This window comes from Streptomyces sp. NPDC013455 (assembly GCF_040632975.1).
Taxonomy (GTDB): Bacteria; Actinomycetota; Actinomycetes; order Streptomycetales; family Streptomycetaceae; genus Streptomyces.
Window position 1 is genome coordinate 156,688 of record NZ_JBEYCX010000008.1, and the last position, 17,017, is coordinate 173,704.

The 17,017-nt window shown below is 70.0% G+C and carries 15 protein-coding genes and 1 tRNA gene; 12 read left to right on the plus strand and 4 right to left on the minus strand.

Annotated features, from left to right (window positions below; all coding sequences use genetic code 11):
- Nucleotides 1-71 precede the first annotated feature (71 nt).
- The 3 genes from bcp (at nucleotide 72) to ABZ576_RS15670 (ending at nucleotide 1,192) form a co-directional block, all read left to right on the plus strand.
- Nucleotides 72-539, plus strand: a complete 468-nt coding sequence (bcp, locus tag ABZ576_RS15660) for a thioredoxin-dependent thiol peroxidase (RefSeq protein WP_360740378.1) — start codon at nucleotides 72-74, stop codon at nucleotides 537-539.
- Between the two features lie 320 nt (nucleotides 540-859).
- Complete coding sequence (locus ABZ576_RS15665; RefSeq protein ID WP_360740380.1) at nucleotides 860-1,102, plus strand: HNH endonuclease; 243 nt, start codon at nucleotides 860-862, stop codon at nucleotides 1,100-1,102.
- Nucleotides 1,103-1,117: 15 nt separating this feature from the next.
- A tRNA-Leu gene (locus ABZ576_RS15670) sits at nucleotides 1,118-1,192 on the plus strand.
- 44 nt (nucleotides 1,193-1,236) lie between these two features.
- Here the strand turns inward: ABZ576_RS15670 and rdgB are convergent.
- Together rdgB and ABZ576_RS15680 are read right to left on the minus strand one after the other, a co-directional pair.
- The gene (gene rdgB, locus ABZ576_RS15675) at nucleotides 1,237-1,839 is read right to left on the minus strand and encodes an RdgB/HAM1 family non-canonical purine NTP pyrophosphatase (protein ID WP_360740382.1); all 603 of its coding nucleotides are present in this window, start codon (nucleotides 1,837-1,839) and stop codon (nucleotides 1,237-1,239) included.
- 72 nt (nucleotides 1,840-1,911) lie between these two features.
- Nucleotides 1,912-3,246, minus strand: coding sequence for an SGNH/GDSL hydrolase family protein (locus ABZ576_RS15680; protein WP_360740384.1), 1,335 nt, complete (start codon nucleotides 3,244-3,246; stop codon nucleotides 1,912-1,914).
- A gap of 196 nt (nucleotides 3,247-3,442) precedes the next feature.
- Between ABZ576_RS15680 and ABZ576_RS15685 the strand changes: the two genes are divergently transcribed.
- Nucleotides 3,443-4,756, plus strand: coding sequence for a DUF445 domain-containing protein (locus ABZ576_RS15685; protein ID WP_360740386.1), 1,314 nt, complete (start codon nucleotides 3,443-3,445; stop codon nucleotides 4,754-4,756).
- A 60-nt stretch (nucleotides 4,757-4,816) separates the two neighbouring features.
- Nucleotides 4,817-6,364 (plus strand): MFS transporter, encoded by a 1,548-nt coding sequence (locus tag ABZ576_RS15690; protein ID WP_360740388.1) that lies wholly within the window; start codon nucleotides 4,817-4,819, stop codon nucleotides 6,362-6,364.
- 203 nt (nucleotides 6,365-6,567) lie between these two features.
- Here the strand turns inward: ABZ576_RS15690 and ABZ576_RS15695 are convergent, their stop codons facing one another.
- Nucleotides 6,568-7,182 carry a hypothetical protein gene (locus ABZ576_RS15695; protein WP_360740390.1) on the minus strand — a complete coding sequence of 205 codons (615 nt, stop codon included), beginning with the start codon at nucleotides 7,180-7,182 and terminating at the stop codon, nucleotides 6,568-6,570.
- Between the two features lie 152 nt (nucleotides 7,183-7,334).
- Here ABZ576_RS15695 and ABZ576_RS15700 point away from each other — a divergent pair, with 152 nt between their 5' ends.
- Entirely contained in the window at nucleotides 7,335-8,372 is a 1,038-nt protein-coding gene (locus tag ABZ576_RS15700) for a helix-turn-helix domain-containing protein (protein WP_360740392.1), read from the plus strand.
- A gap of 80 nt (nucleotides 8,373-8,452) precedes the next feature.
- On the opposite strand, the gene ABZ576_RS15705 is transcribed toward ABZ576_RS15700, so the two are convergent.
- A complete protein-coding gene (locus ABZ576_RS15705; RefSeq protein WP_360740394.1) occupies nucleotides 8,453-8,755 on the minus strand; it encodes a hypothetical protein in 303 nt (100 codons plus the stop codon).
- A 159-nt stretch (nucleotides 8,756-8,914) separates the two neighbouring features.
- Between ABZ576_RS15705 and ABZ576_RS15710 the strand changes: the two genes are divergently transcribed.
- From ABZ576_RS15710 to ABZ576_RS15735, 6 genes are all read left to right on the plus strand, one after another.
- Nucleotides 8,915-9,340: an Hsp20/alpha crystallin family protein gene (locus ABZ576_RS15710; protein WP_360740396.1), complete on the plus strand. Its 426-nt coding sequence runs from the start codon at nucleotides 8,915-8,917 to the stop codon at nucleotides 9,338-9,340.
- Nucleotides 9,341-9,646: 306 nt separating this feature from the next.
- On the plus strand, nucleotides 9,647-10,120 hold the full coding sequence (locus ABZ576_RS15715) for a DUF2267 domain-containing protein (protein ID WP_360740398.1): 474 nt from the start codon (nucleotides 9,647-9,649) through the stop codon (nucleotides 10,118-10,120).
- Between the two features lie 156 nt (nucleotides 10,121-10,276).
- Nucleotides 10,277-11,803 carry an ATP-binding protein gene (locus ABZ576_RS15720; RefSeq protein WP_360740400.1) on the plus strand — a complete coding sequence of 509 codons (1,527 nt, stop codon included), beginning with the start codon at nucleotides 10,277-10,279 and terminating at the stop codon, nucleotides 11,801-11,803.
- Between the two features lie 89 nt (nucleotides 11,804-11,892).
- Complete coding sequence (locus ABZ576_RS15725) at nucleotides 11,893-12,831, plus strand: PD-(D/E)XK motif protein (protein WP_360740402.1); 939 nt, start codon at nucleotides 11,893-11,895, stop codon at nucleotides 12,829-12,831.
- A 40-nt stretch (nucleotides 12,832-12,871) separates the two neighbouring features.
- Complete coding sequence (locus tag ABZ576_RS15730; RefSeq protein WP_360740404.1) at nucleotides 12,872-15,850, plus strand: Z1 domain-containing protein; 2,979 nt, start codon at nucleotides 12,872-12,874, stop codon at nucleotides 15,848-15,850.
- Nucleotides 15,851-16,042: 192 nt separating this feature from the next.
- Nucleotides 16,043-17,011: a DNA cytosine methyltransferase gene (locus ABZ576_RS15735; RefSeq protein ID WP_360740406.1), complete on the plus strand. Its 969-nt coding sequence runs from the start codon at nucleotides 16,043-16,045 to the stop codon at nucleotides 17,009-17,011.
- Nucleotides 17,012-17,017: the final 6 nt, after the last annotated feature.

Below are 17,017 nucleotides of genomic sequence, written 5' to 3' on the forward strand. Positions count from 1 at the left end.
TGATGCTTTCCGAACAGTCTGTCAGCTCATGCGCGCGACGCACCGCAAGGGCCCCCGGTTACGCTAGACCGATGAGCGAGCGACTCCAGCCCGGGGACGTTGCCCCCGGCTTCACCCTCCCCGACGCCGACGGCAACGAGGTGTCCCTGTCGGACCGCAAGGGCCGCAAGGTCATCGTCTACTTCTACCCGGCGGCCCTGACCCCCGGCTGCACCAAGCAGGCCTGCGACTTCACCGACAACCTGGAGGTCCTGGCCTCCGCCGGCTACGACGTCATCGGCATCTCGCCCGACAAGCCGGAGAAGCTCGCCAAGTTCCGCGAGCAGGAGTCCCTGAAGGTCACCCTGCTGGCCGACCCCGACAAGCGGGTCCTGGAGGCGTACGGCGCGTTCGGCGAGAAGAAGCTGTACGGCAAGACGGTCGTCGGCGTCATCCGCTCCACGGTCGTCGTGGACGAGGACGGCAAGGTCGAACGAGCCCTGTACAACGTCAAGGCCACCGGCCACGTGGCCAAGATCATCAAGGATCTGGGCATCTGATCCGCCCCTCGCGAAGCGGCCCGCCCCGGACCCCCGGGGCGGGCCGCTTTCCGCACTCCCGGGCGTGACTGTCCGATAACCGGTTCGTCACTCCGCACGGGCGACGAACGCGTACCCGGCAGCGGAGGGGATCGATGGGGGCCAGCGCGTACACCCGACAGCGGCTGGAAGAGGCGGCTCACGGGGCGCGGACGTTGTCGGAGGCGTTGACGAGACTGGGGGTGGACCCGGGAAGCCCGACGCGGCGCTATGTGCTCGATCGGACGAGGAAGTTCGGGATCGACACCTCGCACTTCACGCCCGTCATCCGAACCGAGCGGATGAGACACGACCAACGCCGCAGGACCGCCGCGGAGATCCTCGTGGAGGACACCTCGGCTCACGCCGGATGCGGAGTCGGCCCCGAGTGGCTCGGCAAGCCCATGACGCTGGAGATCGACCACGTCAACGGGGACTGGCGCGACAACAGGCGGGACAATCTCAGGCTGCTCCGTCCCAACTGCCACGCGATCACCAGCAACTGGTGCCGAGGAGGGAGACGGCCCGCCCGTCGCGCCCAGTAGAGTAGGCGCCACTGAGGGCCCGTACCCCAGCTGGCAAGAGGGCGCCGGTTTAGGTCCGGTGTGTCGTGGGTTCGAGTCCCACCGGGCCCACAGCCGACAAGGGGCCGTCCATCCGGGCGGCCCCTTCGTCGGTCTCAGTCCAGCAGTTCCCGTACCACCGGCACCAGCGCCCGGAACGCCTTCCCCCGGTGGCTGATGGCGTTCTTCTCCGCCGGGCTCAGCTCGGCGCAGGTCCGGCTCTCGCCCTCCGGCTGGAGGATCGGGTCGTAGCCGAAGCCGTTGGTCCCGGCCGGCGCGTGCCGCAGCGTGCCGGGCAGCCGCCCCTCGACCACCCGCTCCGTGCCGTCCGGCAGGGCGAGCGCCGCCGCGCAGGCGAAGTACGCGCCCCGGTGCTCCTCGGCGATGTCGGAGAGCTGGGCGAGGAGCAGGTCGAGGTTGGCCTTGTCGTCGCCGTGGCGGCCGGCCCAGCGGGCGGAGAAGATGCCGGGGGCGCCGTTCAGGACGTCGACGCAGAGGCCGGAGTCGTCGGCGACGGCGGGCAGGCCGGTGGCCCGGGCCAGGGCGTGGGCCTTCAGCAGGGCGTTCTCGGCGAAGGTGACGCCCGTTTCCTTGACGTCGGGGACGTCGGGGAAGGCGTCGGCGCCGACCAGTTCGTGGGGCAGCCCGGCTTCGGCGAGGATCGCCCTGAGCTCGGTGATCTTTCCGGCGTTGCGGGTGGCGAGGATCAAGCGGGTCATGTCCGCCAGTATTCCTCGCCGCTCAAGGGGCGCGTCGCCCGGCCGTGCCACCGGGCGCGTGGCGTCGCGCGGCTACAGTTCCGCCTGTCCCGCGCCCTCGAGCGCGCGCAGGTCGAAGACTTCGGCCATCCTGGCGAAGCCGAGGTCGCTGGGGTGCAGGTGGTCGCCGGAGTCGTACTCGGCGCGCAGCCGGCGCGGGTCGTAGGGGTCCCGGAGGGCCTTGTCGAAGTCGACGACCGCGTCGTAAACGCCGCCGGCCCGGATCTGCGCGTTCACCTGCTGTCGTACGGCCTCGCGGGCCGGGGTGTAGCCGCGGTGGCCCTGGAAGGGCATCAGGGTGGCGCCGACGACCTTCAGGCCGCGGGCGTGGGCCTGGCGGACGAGGGTGCGCAGGCCGGTGAGGATCCGGTCGGGGTCGGCGAGCCTGCGGTTGCGCAGGATGTCGTTGACGCCGAGGTCGATGACGACGACCTTGACGTTGGTGCGGGAGAGCGCGTCGCGGCCGAACCGGCCGAGGCCGCTCTGGTTCTCGGCCGGCCGGCCGAGGCCGTCGGCGAGGACCTGGTTGCCGCTGATGCCTTCGTTGACGACGCTGTAGCGCGGCAGTTGCTGCCCGTTCTCCAGCGCGGAGCGCAGCCGGCCGGCGAGGACGTCCGGCCAGCGGCGGTTGGTGCCGATGGTCGAGGTGATGCCGTCGGTGATGGAGTCGCCGAAGACGACGACGGTGCCGGCGGCCTCGTTGCTGAGGACGTCGAGGGCCGTCAGGTACCGCCAGTAGGTGGTCTGTTCGGTGTAGGGGGTGCCGGTGGGGTCCTCGGTGCGGTCGCCGGCGGCGACGTACGAGATCTGCCGGGCGTGCGGGTGGTAGGTGACGGGGCCGGAGGGGGTGGGGGAGTAGGTGGTGACCAGGACGTCGCCGCCGTGCGGGACGGTGACGCGTACGGCGTCGCTGACGGCCTGTCCGCCGGCGGGTATGACGACGCTGGTGCTGCCGTTGAAGCTGAGGCGCCGCATCGTTTCGGCGTCGGCCGCGGCGGTGCCGTCGCCGGCCGCGAGGGCGAGGGTGGCGTGCGTGATGGTGAGCGGGGACTGGCCGTAGAGGTTGGACAGTGTGATCCGGGCGCTCGTGCCGCCGGCGCTCGCGTGCACCACGTTGCGGACGGAGTGGCCCGCGAGGCCGGTCGCCTCGGTGCCGGGTTCGCCGCCGACGGGGGCGGTGGCCCAGGCGCCCACCCAGGTGCCGGTGGAGGCGGGGGCGGCGTTGGAGCCGTGGTGCGGGCGGCCCGCGGCGAGGGTGCCGCGGGAGGTGCCGTCGTCGGCGGCCACGGTGAGGTATATGCCGGCGGACACCGCGATGACCAGGGCGACGAGGGCACTGAGCACCGCAAAACCATGACGCTTGGTCACTCTTGTGTTGTTCTCCTCGGGAGATGGGAGCCTGAGGCTCCGATCTTGCTGAGCCCATGATGCGTCATGGGCCGGGGAGACCTGACAGGCCCCTGCCACTACTCCCGTCCAGTCAGACGCCGGGAACTCTCGTTCCGTTCCGGGAGTCGGTCAGGAAGGGACAATTGTGTGCGGGATCACCGAACGGGTGGAGCTGATGGAACCTACCGAGACGGGAACACCGGGACGGGGCGCCTCGTACCGGACCATGACGGCGTTCACCCCGGCCGACGAGGAGCGCCGGCGCGGGGTGCGGCGGATGAAGCTGACGGCGACGGGTCTGCTGCTGCTGGTGGCGGTGGTCTACGTGCTGGCGAAGGCGGCCGGGCACGCGGGGGCCGGGCCGTGGGCGGACTATGTGGCGGCGGCGGCCGAGGCGGGCATGGTGGGCGCGCTCGCCGACTGGTTCGCGGTCACGGCGCTGTTCCGGCACCCGCTGGGGCTGCCCATCCCGCACACGGCGATCATTCCCACCAAGAAGGACCAGCTGGGGATCTCGCTCGGCGAGTTCGTCGGGGAGAACTTCCTGTCCGAGGCCGTCGTACGGCAGCGGCTGCGCGCGGTCGGCATCGGCAGCCGGCTCGGTGTCTGGCTCGCCGAGCCGGAGCACGCGGACCGGGTGACGGCGGAGCTGGCCACGGCCTTGCGCGGGGCGCTGACCGTGCTGCGCGACTCGGACGTGCAGGCGGTCGTGGGGGAGGCGATCACCCGGCGGGCCAACGCGCAGGAGATCGGGCCGGGCCTCGGCAAGATGCTGGAGAAGGTGGTCGCGGACGGCGGGCACCGGCGGGTGGTGGATCTGGTGGTGGCCCGTGCGCACGACTGGCTGGTGCTGCACCGGGACGATGTGATGGTGGCCGTGGAGGGCGGGGCGCCGGGCTGGACCCCGCGGTTCGTGGACCGGAAGGTGGGGGAGCGGGTCTACAAGGAGCTGCTGCGGTTCGTCACCGAGACGCGGGACATGCCCTCGCACCCCGCGCGGGGCGCGCTGGACCGCTTCCTCTCCGACTTCGCCGCCGATCTGCAGTCCGACACGGAGACCCGGGCGCGGGTGGAGCGGCTCAAGGGCGAGGTGCTGGGCCGTGACGAGGTGCAGGACCTGATCGCCTCCGCGTGGACGGCCGTTCGGTCGATGATCGTGGCGGCGGCGGAGGACGAGCGCAGCGAGCTGCGGCTGCGGGTGCGGGCCGCGCTGCTGTCGCTCGGCTCGCGGATGGCGACCGAGCCGAAGGTGCAGCAGAAGGTCGACAGCTGGGTGGAGGGTGCGGCGGTGCACGTCGTGACGACGTACCGCACGGAGATCACCTCGCTGATCACGGACACGGTGGCGGGCTGGGACGCCGAGCACACCACCCGGAAGATCGAGGCGCACATCGGCCGTGACCTGCAGTTCATCCGGATCAACGGCACAGTGGTGGGGTCCCTGGCGGGCCTGCTGATCTACGCCGTCACGCGCTGGCTGGGGGCCTGACCGGCCTACTTCGCAAGGCGCCGGGCACCCGGTACCCGTCCTTCGACGGGGAGGGAGCCCATGAGCACAGCGCAGACGCCGTCCGCGCGGACCGGCCGGACGATCACCACCGACATTCCCGCACGGCTGGACCGGTTGCCCTGGTCGCGGTGGCACTGGACCATCGTGATCGGCCTCGGCACCGTGTGGATCCTGGACGGCCTGGAGGTCACGGTCGTCGGCAACATCGCCGGCCGGCTGTCGGAGCCCGGCAGCGGTCTGTCGATCACCTCGGGCCAGATCACCGGTGTCGCCGCCGCGCTGTACGTGGCGGGCGCCTGCTTGGGCGCGCTGTTCTGGGGCCGTCTGACCGACCGGTTCGGCCGCAAGAACCTCTTCATGATCACCCTTGCCGTGTACCTGGCGGCGACGGCGCTGACGGCCGTCTCCTGGGAAGCCTGGTGGTTCTTCCTCTTCCGCTTTCTGACCGGTTTCGGGATCGGCGGTGAGTACGCGGCGATCAACTCCGCGATCGACGAGCTGATCCCGGCGGACTACCGCGGCCGGGTCGATCTGATCATCAACGGCAGCTTCTGGCTCGGTGCGGTCGGCGGCTCCCTGCTGTCGATCGTCGCGCTCGACACCGACCTGCTGGCCGCGAACGTCGGCTGGCGCCTGACCTTCGCCCTGGGCGCCGTGCTCGCCCTGGTCATCCTGCTCGTACGGCGGCACGTCCCGGAGAGTCCGCGCTGGCTGCTGATCCACGGCCGGGACGGGGAGGCGGAGGAGATCGTCTCCGGCATCGAGCGGAGGGTGGAGGCGGAGCGGGGTGAGCCGCTGCCGGAGCCGCACGGTGAGCTGGAGATCCAGCAGCGCAAGGACGTGACCTTCGTGGAGATCGCCCGTACGGTCTTCGGCCGCTACCGCAGGCGGGCCGTGCTCGGCTTCTCCCTCTTCATCGGCCAGGCGTTCCTGTACAACGCGATCACCTTCGGCTTCGGCGCGATCCTGACGAAGTTCTTCGACGTGCCGTCCGACCACACCGGCTACTACTTCGCGGTGATCGCGGTGGGCAACTTCTGTGGTCCGCTGCTGCTCGGCAAGCTCTTCGACACGGTCGGCCGCAGGGTGATGATCTCTTCGACGTACCTGCTCTCGGGTCTGCTCCTGTTCGGCACCGCCTGGCTGTTCGACCGCGGGTCGCTCACCGCGGGCACGCTCACGGCCTGCTGGTGCGCGGTGCTGTTCTTCGCCTCGGCGGGCGCCTCCAGCGCCTATCTGACGGTGTCGGAGATCTTCCCGATGGAGACCCGGGCGATGTCCATCGCGTTCTTCTACGCGCTCGGCACCGCGGCCGGCGGTATCAGCGGCCCGCTGCTGTTCGCCGACCTCACCGGTACCGGCAAGGTCGGCGACACGGTCCTCGCCTTCTCGATCGGCGCGGCCCTGATGTGCGCGGCCGGTCTGGTCGCCGCGTTCCTGGCGGTGCGGGCCGAGCGCCGCTCCCTGGAGGACATCGCGCGCCCGCTGACGGCGGTGGCGGGCCGGGCGAGGACGGCGGCGCAGGGCGCCCGGCCGTCGTCCCAGGGCCGCGGCCCCACGGCACCCCCGGCGGCGAGCAGGCCGTGAGGGGCCGTTCGGCGTACGTCGTCGAGTCCGGCCGGCGCCGCACGGGACCTGGCCCGACGTGACGTCCGGCCGGTGCCTCACGCGCCGGTCGTGGGGCCCGGCCGGTGCCTCACGCGCCGGTCGTGGGGCCCGGCCGGTGCCTCACGCGCCGTGGTGGAGCCCGGCCGGTGCCTCACGCGCCGTGGTGGAGCCCGGCCGGTGCCTCACGCGCCGGTGGTGGAGCCCGGCCGGACGATCATCAGGACGGTCACCGCGGCCCACAGCAGGTTGAACAGTCCGGTGGACATGGCGAGCCGCGTGGTCAGCGCGGTGCTGCCGCCGCCCTCGACGAAGGCGTTCTGCACCGGGAGGACGAGGGCGACGAGGACGAGGGCGGCGAGGGCGGTCAACGCGATCGACACGACCAGCCAGGCGCTCCCGAGGACACCCATCTCGCTCGCGGTGGCGAACCCGAAGACCGGTACGACGACGCCGACGACCGCGTACACACGGCAGATCCGGTGCAGCAGCCGGAGCGTCCCGGCGTCACCCCGCTCACCGGGCGCGTCGGCCCGCACCGGCTCACTGGTCGCGTCGGCCCGCACCGGCTCACTGGTGGCGTCGGCCCGCACCGGCTCACTGGTCGCGTCGGCCCGGACCGGCTCACTGGTGGCGTCGGCCCGCACCGGCTCGCCGGTCATGCCGGCCCGCACCGGCCCGGCGGTCGCCTCGGCGAGGGCCCGGCGGGCGGCGGGCGGGAACATGCTGGCGGCGACGGCGACGGGGCCGACGGCGAGGATCGCGAAGATGACGTGCACGGCGAGGAGGAACTTGGTCACGCAGGGACGCTAGGGAACGGCGGGGCCGGGCAGAAGTGGCGGGATTGCCAGCTGCCGACGGATTCCCGCCAGCGGTTGCCGCGTGGATGGGGCCTCGCCCGACCGCCTGAGCCCTGAGGGTCGGGAACCCGTCGTACGGCTACATTCCTGCCATGCACACCGTGGCCGTACTGGCGCTGGACGGCGTCGTGCCGTTCGACCTCTCCGCTCCCATCGACACCTTCGGCTGGGCGCGGCTGCCCGACGGCCGGCAGCCGTACCGGGTGCGGGTGTGCTCGGTGCGGCGGGAGGTGAGCGCGGGTGCCTTCACGGTGCGCGCGCCGTACGGCCTGGAGGCGCTCGCGGAGGCCGACACGATCATCCTGCCCGGGGTCGCGGAGCCGCCGGAGGAACTGCCTCCCGGGGTCGCCGAGGCGCTGCGCGCGGCGGCGGCGAACGGCACCCGGATCGCGTCCGTCTGCGTGGGCGCGTTCCTGTTCGCGGCGACGGGTCTGCTGGACGGTCTGCGCGCGACGACCCACTGGTTCGCGGCCCCGCGACTGGCCGAGCGGCACCCGGAGGTGACGGTCGACCCGAACGTCCTCTACGTCGACAACGGCCAGTTCCTCACCTCGGCGGGCGCGGCGGCGGCCCTGGACATGTGCCTGCACATGATCCGCAAGGACTTCGGCTCGGCGGTGGCCGCGCACGCGGCCCGGATGTCGGTGATGCCGCTGGAACGGGAGGGCGGGCAGGCCCAGTTCATCGTCCACGACCTGCCGCCGGCTCCCGCGGGCGCCACCCTGGAGCCGCTGCTGGGCTGGCTGGCGGACCACTGCGACCGGGAGCTGACGCTGGACGAGATCGCGGCGAAGGCCGGCATGAGCACGCGTACCCTCAACCGCCGCTTCCGGGAGCAGACCGGTACGACACCGCTCCAGTGGCTGCACCGGGCGCGGGTACGGCGGGCCCAGCACCTGCTGGAGACGACGGACCACCCGGTGGAACGCATCGCCGCGCTGACGGGCTTCGGCTCCCCGACGGCCTTCCGTGAGCGTTTCCGGAGGGTGGCGGGAACGAGCCCGCAGGCGTACCGGAGGGCGTTCCGGACGGGGGAGGGGGTGGAGAGGCCGCCGCGGGGTGCGGCCCGGGCACAGGCGCCCGCCGGACGGGGGACCGTCCCCGGCGGAGGGGCCGGGAACGCTCCCTAGGTCCGGAGGGGCCGGGGACGCTCCCTAGGTCCGGAGGGGCCGGGGACGCTCCCCGGACCCGGAGCGGGCCGGGACGCTCCCTAGGCCTTGCGGTCGGCGACGGCCCAGGAGGCGAGGGCGACGGCGCCGGCGACGCCGAGGACGGACGGCCAGGCGCCGATCTTCTTCGCGAGCGGGTGGGAGCCGGCGAACGCGGCGACGTAGGCGGCGGTGAGGGCGCCGGCGGCCTTCCCGCCCGCCTGCCTGCGCCACTGCTGCGCGGCGGCGGCCCCGGCCACGGCGAGCACGGCACCGCCCAGCTGCCGCTTCTTCGTCCAACGGGCGACGCCGTAGCCGCCGACGAGCCCGGTGGCGGCGACGACAGCGCTGGGAACCTGGGCCATGGAGCCTCCTCGTAGTGCGAAAGTCCGCGGTCCGAGGCTAACGCGGGGGCAGGCGGCGAAGACGAACCTGAGTCGATGCTTGTCAACTTTTCGGCGGGGAGTTATATAAGAAGCCGTAGGGCATCGCACCCCAGCCCCTGACGAGAGGAGTGACCTGTGATGCTCATGCGTACGGACCCGTTCCGCGACATGGACCGGCTCACGCAGCAGCTCTTCGGGACCAACGCCCGCCCCTCCGCGATGGCGATGGACGCCTACCGCTCCGGGGACGACTTCCTGGTCCACTTCGACCTCCCCGGCGTCGACCCGGAGACGATCGAACTCGACGTCGAGCGCAACGTCCTCAACATCCGCGCCGAGCGGCGCAGTCCCGCTCCGCAGGACGCGGAGATGCTGGTCGCCGAACGGCCCACGGGCTCCTTCACGCGCCAGCTGTTCCTGGGCGAAACGCTCGACACGGACCGCATCGACGCCTCCTACGAGGCCGGCGTCCTGACCCTGCGCATCCCGGTGGCCGAACAGGCCAAGCCGCGCCGCATCCAGATCAGCGGCGGGTCGGGCGACCGGAAGCAGATCAACGCCTGAACCGACGAGGCAATGCAGAACCCGACGGCCGACCCGACGGCCAGAGCATCACGCGTCCCACGGCCCGAGCGGGGCCCTGGGACGCGCCGGTCCTGCCGTGCCTCCACCGCCGGCCCGAGCGTGTCCGAAGACATCCGTTCGTCCCGCAGCACCGCGCCCCCGCTCGCCGCACGGGTCACGGTGCTGTGGCGGGACACCACCAGACCCGTCTGCCGCACTGTGGCCGAACTCCCGCTCATGCCCGCTGCATTACGGGGTATCCGGGCTTCCGGTGCCCCGAAGTGTCCCGGAGGAGGAGCCAACACGATGACCGTGACGACCCCGCAGCCCAGAACGACCATCCCCGCCCCGAGCCGGCCCACCCGAGAGGCGGCCGAGGACGCCGGCTGGGTGGCGCTGACGGAGGCGGTGCGCGAGGCGGGCCAGTACCCGACGAGGGCGGAGGCGGAACGGGTGACCCGCATCGTCCTGTCGGCGCTGGGTGGCCACGTCACCGGCGACGAACGCGTGGCCCTGGCCCGGGCGCTCCCCCGCACGGCGGGCCGGGTGATCGCCTCCCAGATCCCCGCGGCCCACCCGCTGACGGCCCGCGAGTTCGTCGAGTCGGTGGCCACCCGCATCGAGGGCTCGACGCCGGCGACGGCCCGCTGGGACGTCAGCTCGGTCCTCAGCGTTCTGTCGACCCACATCGGCGAAGACCTGACGACCCAACTCCTCACCCAACTCCCCCCGGGCTTCCCCCTCCTCTTCGGCCGCGCAGAACTGGCCACGACGGCCTGACCCTCTCCCGCCCCGGGGCGCCGCCGAGCCTGACGTGTCACGGTGCCGTCCCGGAGCGCGGAGTTCCCACCCACGGTCGACTACGGTCGCCTCCTCGTCGCATCATGACGATGTCCGACTTCCGGGCAGGCGGGCACTCCGGCGAGAAGGCGGGTCATGGTCAGCGAGTGGCAGTTCGAAGTACCCACGGCCGGCAGCAAGCGGCTGCCGCCCGACGGGCGCTACATGGAAGCGCTCAGCAGTCAGGGCTACGGCTTCGAAGCGGCCATCGCCGACTTGGTGGACAACTCCATCGACGCCGGGGCGGCGAACGTCGTCATCCACTTCCTGCGCGACGGTGACCGGTTGGTGAGCCTGGTGATCGTCGACGACGGCAAGGGGATGAGCGAAGACGAGTTGGACGTGGCCATGACGGTGGGAGGCCGTCGTGGCTACACCGAGAAGTCGCTCGGTATGTTCGGCACCGGCTTGAAATCCGCGTCGCTGAGCCACGCCGACTCCGTGACAGTGGTGAGTCGAACCAAGCGCACCCGCCCCGTCGGCAGGCGCTGGCTGATGGAGCACGCCAAGAAGAGCTTCGAGTGCGACATCATCGATTCCGATTTCGCCCAGGACTTCGTCGACTTCTACCAGGGGCGACCGATCGGCTTCCAGGGCACGATCGTCCGGTGGGACGGTGTCAAGGACTTCCCCAAGCACGGCGGTGGTGGCCAGACCGACCGGTACCTGCATCGCACGGTCAACAAATTGGGCCTGCACCTGGGGCTCCATCTGCACCGATTCCTCGCCCGGGACGACTTCCACATCACCATCTCCGTCCAAGACGTCCGTACCGGCATCGAATACGCCAACTACGGAGTCGAGTCGCTCGACCCGTTCGGCTATCCGGTTTCGGGAGGCGTGGACTACCCGAGCACATTCGTCGCCGAAACCGATTCCCTGGGACCCGTCGCCCTTCGTGCCCACATCTGGCCGCCGCGATCCTCTCTCGACGAGTACAAGGCCTTCGGTGCGGTCGTCGAGCGGGAGGGGTTCTACTTCTACCGCAACGACCGCCTCGTGCAGGCCGGTGGCTGGAACAATTACCGTCAGCCGGAGCAACATCTGGCTCTTGCCCGGGTGGCGGTGGATCTGCCGGACGATCCCGACGGGGAAGTCTTCCGCCTCACCGTGAAAAAGGAGGGAGTGCAGGCGTCGCCCGAGTTCACGGCCGCTCTCGACAACGCCAAGGACGCTCAGGGACGCACGTTCGGCGCATACCTGGCGGATGCCGAGCGGGTCTATCGCGATGCGCGGAAACGGGCCGGTGTGACGCGCAAGGCCGCTGTTCCACCGGGGCGCGGTCTGGACCCGCAAGTACGCCAGGTCATCGAAGAGGAACTGCCGTTGCTCCACGAGGATCCCTTGCAGTTCCGATGGCAGAAGCTGCCCAACGACAAGTTCTTCGAGATCGACCAGGAGGCCCAGGTCCTCCTGCTCAACCAGCATTACCGCGCCGCGCTCCTGGGTGGCCGCGGCGGTACGCTCAACGACGCCCCGATGGTCAAGACCCTGATGTATTTACTGATGCAGGACGCCTTTCAGCGTGAACGGCTGGGGAGCCGACTCAAGGACAACATCGAACTGTGGCAGTCCGTTCTGGTGGCCGCCGCCCGTACGGAACTCGATCGGGTGGCCGACTGATGGACAGCCGAAGAGACGGAGTCGCGAATCCCCCGGGCAAGGCCGACTCCGTCGCGCGAGCTACCACGGTCGAACTGCCCTGGACGACGGTGGAGCATTATCTCGGGCGGGGGTTGGGAGCCAGCTACCGACTCTCGGCCATCGATGAACCGATGGTCACCTACGAAATTCAGGACGCAGGACGCGGTATCGCCCTGCACGTCGAACTCGCGGGACGCCACCATGTCCCACGCTCACCGCTGGCGGCCGTTCGCATCGACCGGGTCCTCCACGGCGGCAGGCGCCTGGCACGCGTCACGACATCGGATCCCGAACTGCTCCGCGACTTCCACGACCTCCTGCTGTCCGTGGCGGACCGCATCGTCGTCGATGGGCAGGGTCTGGCACGGGCCTTCGACGAGACGGTGCACGGATGGAGCGCGCTGCTGGGAAGGCCACGGGGTCTGCCACGAGAGAGGCGCCTCGGACTCCACGGCGAACTTGCCGTACTGACGAGGATTGCCGAGACCAACGGATGGCAGGCGGCACTCGACACCTGGGTGGGGCCGATCGGTGAAGAGCACGACTTCGCCCTCGATTCGGCCGACCTCGAGGTCAAGGCGACCGCCTCCGAACGACGTAGACACACCATCCACGGTCTCGGACAGCTCACGGAGACGGCCGGACGGCCGCTCTGGTTCGCCTCGTTGCGTCTGACCCGGGGCGGCGCCGGCGGGCGCACTCTCGCCGACTCGGTGAAAGCCGCGCGTGATGCGGCCGCAGCCGAGAACATCGCCTTCGGACGACGCCTGGACAAACTGCTGGACGCCTTGGGCTGGGACGCCGAACAGCCGGACGACGAACGTTGGACGCCACGCGACAGCCCTCTGGTGATCCGAGCGACCGACATGCCTCGTCTCACGGTGGACGACCTGCCCGAAGGCGCGCTGGGACGCATCGACACGGTGAACTACGCGGTGGACGTGACGGGGCTGTCGTCCGCCGGGCAGCAGCCGCCCGTCGATCTTTCCGATCTACCGCTTCCCTGACCCACGACGTCCGGCGCTCGCCGGCACCCAGAGGACACACATGACCAGCAGTTCCACCGACGCCCTTCTCCTGCAAGTGCTCGATGCGGCCCTGGCGGACATGCGCACCAGCCGTCCCAAGAATCTCGAGCGTGCCCTCGGCTACCAGGCGGAAAGCATCTCTCCGGAGGCCGAGGACCTGGCACGCCAGGACGTCGTGCGCGCGGCGCTGGAGAGATGCCATCCGACGGACCCGTTGGTCGAAGCATGGCGCAGGAAACTGACCGACTGGGACTTCCTGCCGGACGTCGCATGGTCCGAGAGCCCGGAGCGAACCCAGCAGCGTCGGGACGATGTCTACGGTCTGCTTGCCTTGTCCGAGGAGACACGCAAGCTGCTGGACAGCCTGGTTCCGGTGTCCCGGGTCGACGCTCCCGTCGTCATCAGCGACGAGTTCGTCCCGTGGTACACGCCGCAGTCGATGCAGGGGCGGCCCTGGTACTGGCCGGCCTACCGTTCCTACCTGGAGAGGAAGGGGTGGGGGCCCGAGGCCGTCGCCGGACTCGACGTCGCCACCGATGCGGTGGTCGAGCGGCTCGCCGATCCGACGCACCCCGCCGTCTACCAGTCGAAGGGACTGGTCGTCGGCTACGTCCAGTCCGGCAAGACCGCGAACTTCGCCGGTGTGATCGCCAAAGCGGTCGACGCCGGATACCGACTGGTCATCGTCCTCGGCGGAACCCTCAACATGCTCCGGGCGCAGACCCAGCGGCGCCTCGACATGGAGCTGGTCGGGCGTGAGAACATCCTGCGCGGAGCGAGCGAGTACGAGTCCGACTACGCCAACGACCCGGCTTGGATCCAGGGCGGGTTCACCAGCTTCGGGGATCTGCCGTCGACCCGCGGCGGATTCGACATCGTGCGACTCACCACGCGGGACGACGACTACAAGAGTTTGTTGCAGGGCATCACGGCGCTCGAATTCGAGAAGCAGGAGCCGGCGCTGCCACTCCACGATCCACGCAATCTGCATCGGTCCTCGGCGCGTCTCATGGTCGTCAAGAAGCACAAGACGGTCCTGGGCAAGCTCGTGAAGGATCTCAAGAAGATCAAGACCCCGCTCTCCGAGATCCCCGTCCTGATCATCGACGACGAGTCCGACGAGGCCTCGGTCAACACCTCCAACCTCACGAAGCCCGACGCGGAACGCAGCGCCATCAACCTGAAGATTTCGGAGCTTCTGCAACTGCTGCCCCGCGCCCAGTACGTCGGGTACACGGCCACCCCGTACGCCAACGTGTTCGTCGACCCCAGCGACGCCGAGGACATCTTCCCCAAAGACTTCATCGTCTCCCTACCGCGGCCCGAGGGGTACATGGGCGCCCGCGACTTCCACGACCTCGATTCCGCGATACCGGAGGGCGAACGCGACTTCGCCAACTCCAACGAACTGGCTCACGTGCGCAACATCACCGTGCACGACGAGAGCGGCGACGACGATTTTTGCCTGCAACAGGCCATGGACATGTTCGTCCTCACGGCGGCCATGAAGCTGTACCGAGAGGACAAGGGAGGGCTGGGGGCCCGTTACTTCCAGCACCACACGATGCTCATCCACGAGTCCGTGCGCACCGACGTGCACCGCGAGCTTCTGGGCAAGGCGACCGAGATGTGGTGGAACGCGGGGTACATGGGAGAGGCCGGTCGCCGGCGACTGCAGAAGCTTTTCGAGGAGGACGTCGCACCCGTGTCGGCCGTACGCGCGGACGGACATGCCGTCCCCCCGTCCTACGAGGCGCTGGCCCCGTACGTGGGACCGGCCGTCACCCGGATCGGTGGCGACGACCATCCCATCATCGTCGTCAACGGCGACAGGGACATCGAGACCGGCGAGGCGAACTTCGACGAGCGCTCCATCTGGAAAATCCTCATCGGCGGTCAGAAACTCGCCCGTGGATTCACGGTCGAAGGACTCACCGTCTCCTACTTCCGTCGTCGCGCGGGCAATGCGTCCACCCTCATGCAGATGGGCCGTTGGTTCGGTTTCCGCAAGGGCTACCGGGACCTGGTGCGCCTCTTCCTCGGGCGAGCCGAGACCGTCGGGACCAAGGAGATCGACCTCTACGCGGGGTTCGAGGCGATCTGTCTGGACGAGGAGAATTTCCGCAAGGAGTTGCAGCAGTACGCGAAGATGATCGACGGCAAGCCCCAGGTCACCCCCGACCAGGTGCCTCCGCTCGTATCGCAGCATCTGCCCTGGCTCAAGCCGACCAGCCCGAACAAGATGTACAACGCGCGCCTCGCCGAGCTGCGGTCCCCCGGGCAGTGGCAGGAACCCACGGCCTACCCGACCCGATCGGCCGACCTGCGACACAACACCCACCTTTGGACGCCGGTTCTGGAGTCGCTGTCCCCCACGGCCACGTCGTTCGCCTATCACTTCCCGCCCGAGCACGACCGGGACGCCGTCACTCACCGGTTCGAGGCGTTCGTCGGGACGCTCACGCCCGCCGAGTTCCTCGCCCTGGTCGCGCAGGTGCGCTGGGGGGCTCCCTCGCAGTTCGCGCCCCATCTCGCCTATCTGTCCGAGATCAACGAGGCCGCCTCGTCGGACGTCGTCGACTGGCTCGTGCTGGCGCCGCAGCACGCGAAGCGCGGACAGCGTCTGATCATCGGGACCGGGAACCGCTCGTACGCCTGGTTCGGGCGCGAACGGCGAAGGGGTCCGCTCTTCGGTGCGCTGAGCGAGCCCAAGCACCGCGCGGCCCCGCAACGCATCGCAGGGGGCCTCGCCGACTCGGGGGATGGGAACACCGAGGCACTGGTCGCTCCTCGTAGGGGCGTCGTCGTCGTGTATCCGGTGGTGGAGCCGAAGCACCGGGCCGATATCGGCGAGGACGGTCGACTCGCGCCCGAGAAGATCACCATGGCCTTCTCCTTCGTGGCGCCCGCGTCGGCTCGACGCGCCGACGGTCGCGTACTGCGGTTCACGACGATCGACTCGGGCAAGGAAGGACAGGCGATCATCGACGCGCCCTGATCGAAAGGCGCCCTGATCCACCCGGCCGGCCAGTACGCTTGATCAAGGGGTTCTTGCCGGCCGGCCGGGCCGGACTGGGCTCGAACGGCCTCCGTTCGAGGACGGCGAGAGGGCGAGGGCAGCGTGATCGGGGGAAAGGTGCCGCCCGCTGCGGTACATGGTGACGGGGCTTCGTCGCCACGTCTCACCTCAGTGGAGATCTGTGCCGGAGCCGGAGGGCTCGCGCGCGGCCTGGAAGACGCGGGTTTCGACCCGGTTCTGCTGCTCGACAACCGGCCGGTCGCCTGCGAGACGCTGCGTATCAACCGGCCTGGCTGGGACGTACGAGAGATCGATCTCGTCGACTTCGATCCCACGGACGAGCAGCAGGTGTACGACGTTGAGTTGCTCTCCGGGGGCCTGCCCCGCGTGAAATCGCCCGCGGCGGCGAATCGGACCAGAGGAGACGACGCGGAACTTGCAGTGTTCACGGCTGCCGTCGACCTGATCTACGGCGTGCAGCCGCGGGCGGTTCTCCTGGAAAATGTTCCCGATCTGGCTCAAAAGTCCGAATATCAAACGATTCGATGCCTCGTTGGCGAGGAACTCGGTCACCTCGGTTACCGCTTCCGATGGCTTGTGCTCGATGCCAAGGATTACGGAGTGCCGCAGCACAGAGAAGTCGGCTTCCTGATCGCCTTCAAGGGCGATCTGATCGACGGATTCGAGCCGCCCGCTCCGCATCCGGGGTCGACCCCGACGGTGGGGGAGACGCTGCGGGACTCCATGGGAGCCCGGGGGTGGCCCGATGTCGACAAATGGGCCGACCAGGCCGGTGCGCCGGCGCCCACCATCGTCGGGGGTTCCTGGGATCGTGGCGGAGCGGATCTCGGGCCGACCGGCGCCAAGCGCAAGTGGGCCCGGATGGGGGTTGACGGAGCCACCGTCGCCGACGAGGTGCCGGACGCGGATTTCGTCTGGAATCCGGCCGCCGGCCGCAGTGGGCTCGTCCCGCTCACCGTCGAGCAAGTGGCCCTGCTGCAGGGCTTTCCGCGGGAGTGGCGTATCGCCGGCCGCAAGACCGCGCGTTACAGGCAAGTGGGCAACGCCACACCCCCTCCGCTCGCGCGGGCGGTGGGCGAGGCGATCGCCTCTGCCCTGCTGTCCGAAGCCGCGTCCTGAGGCTTC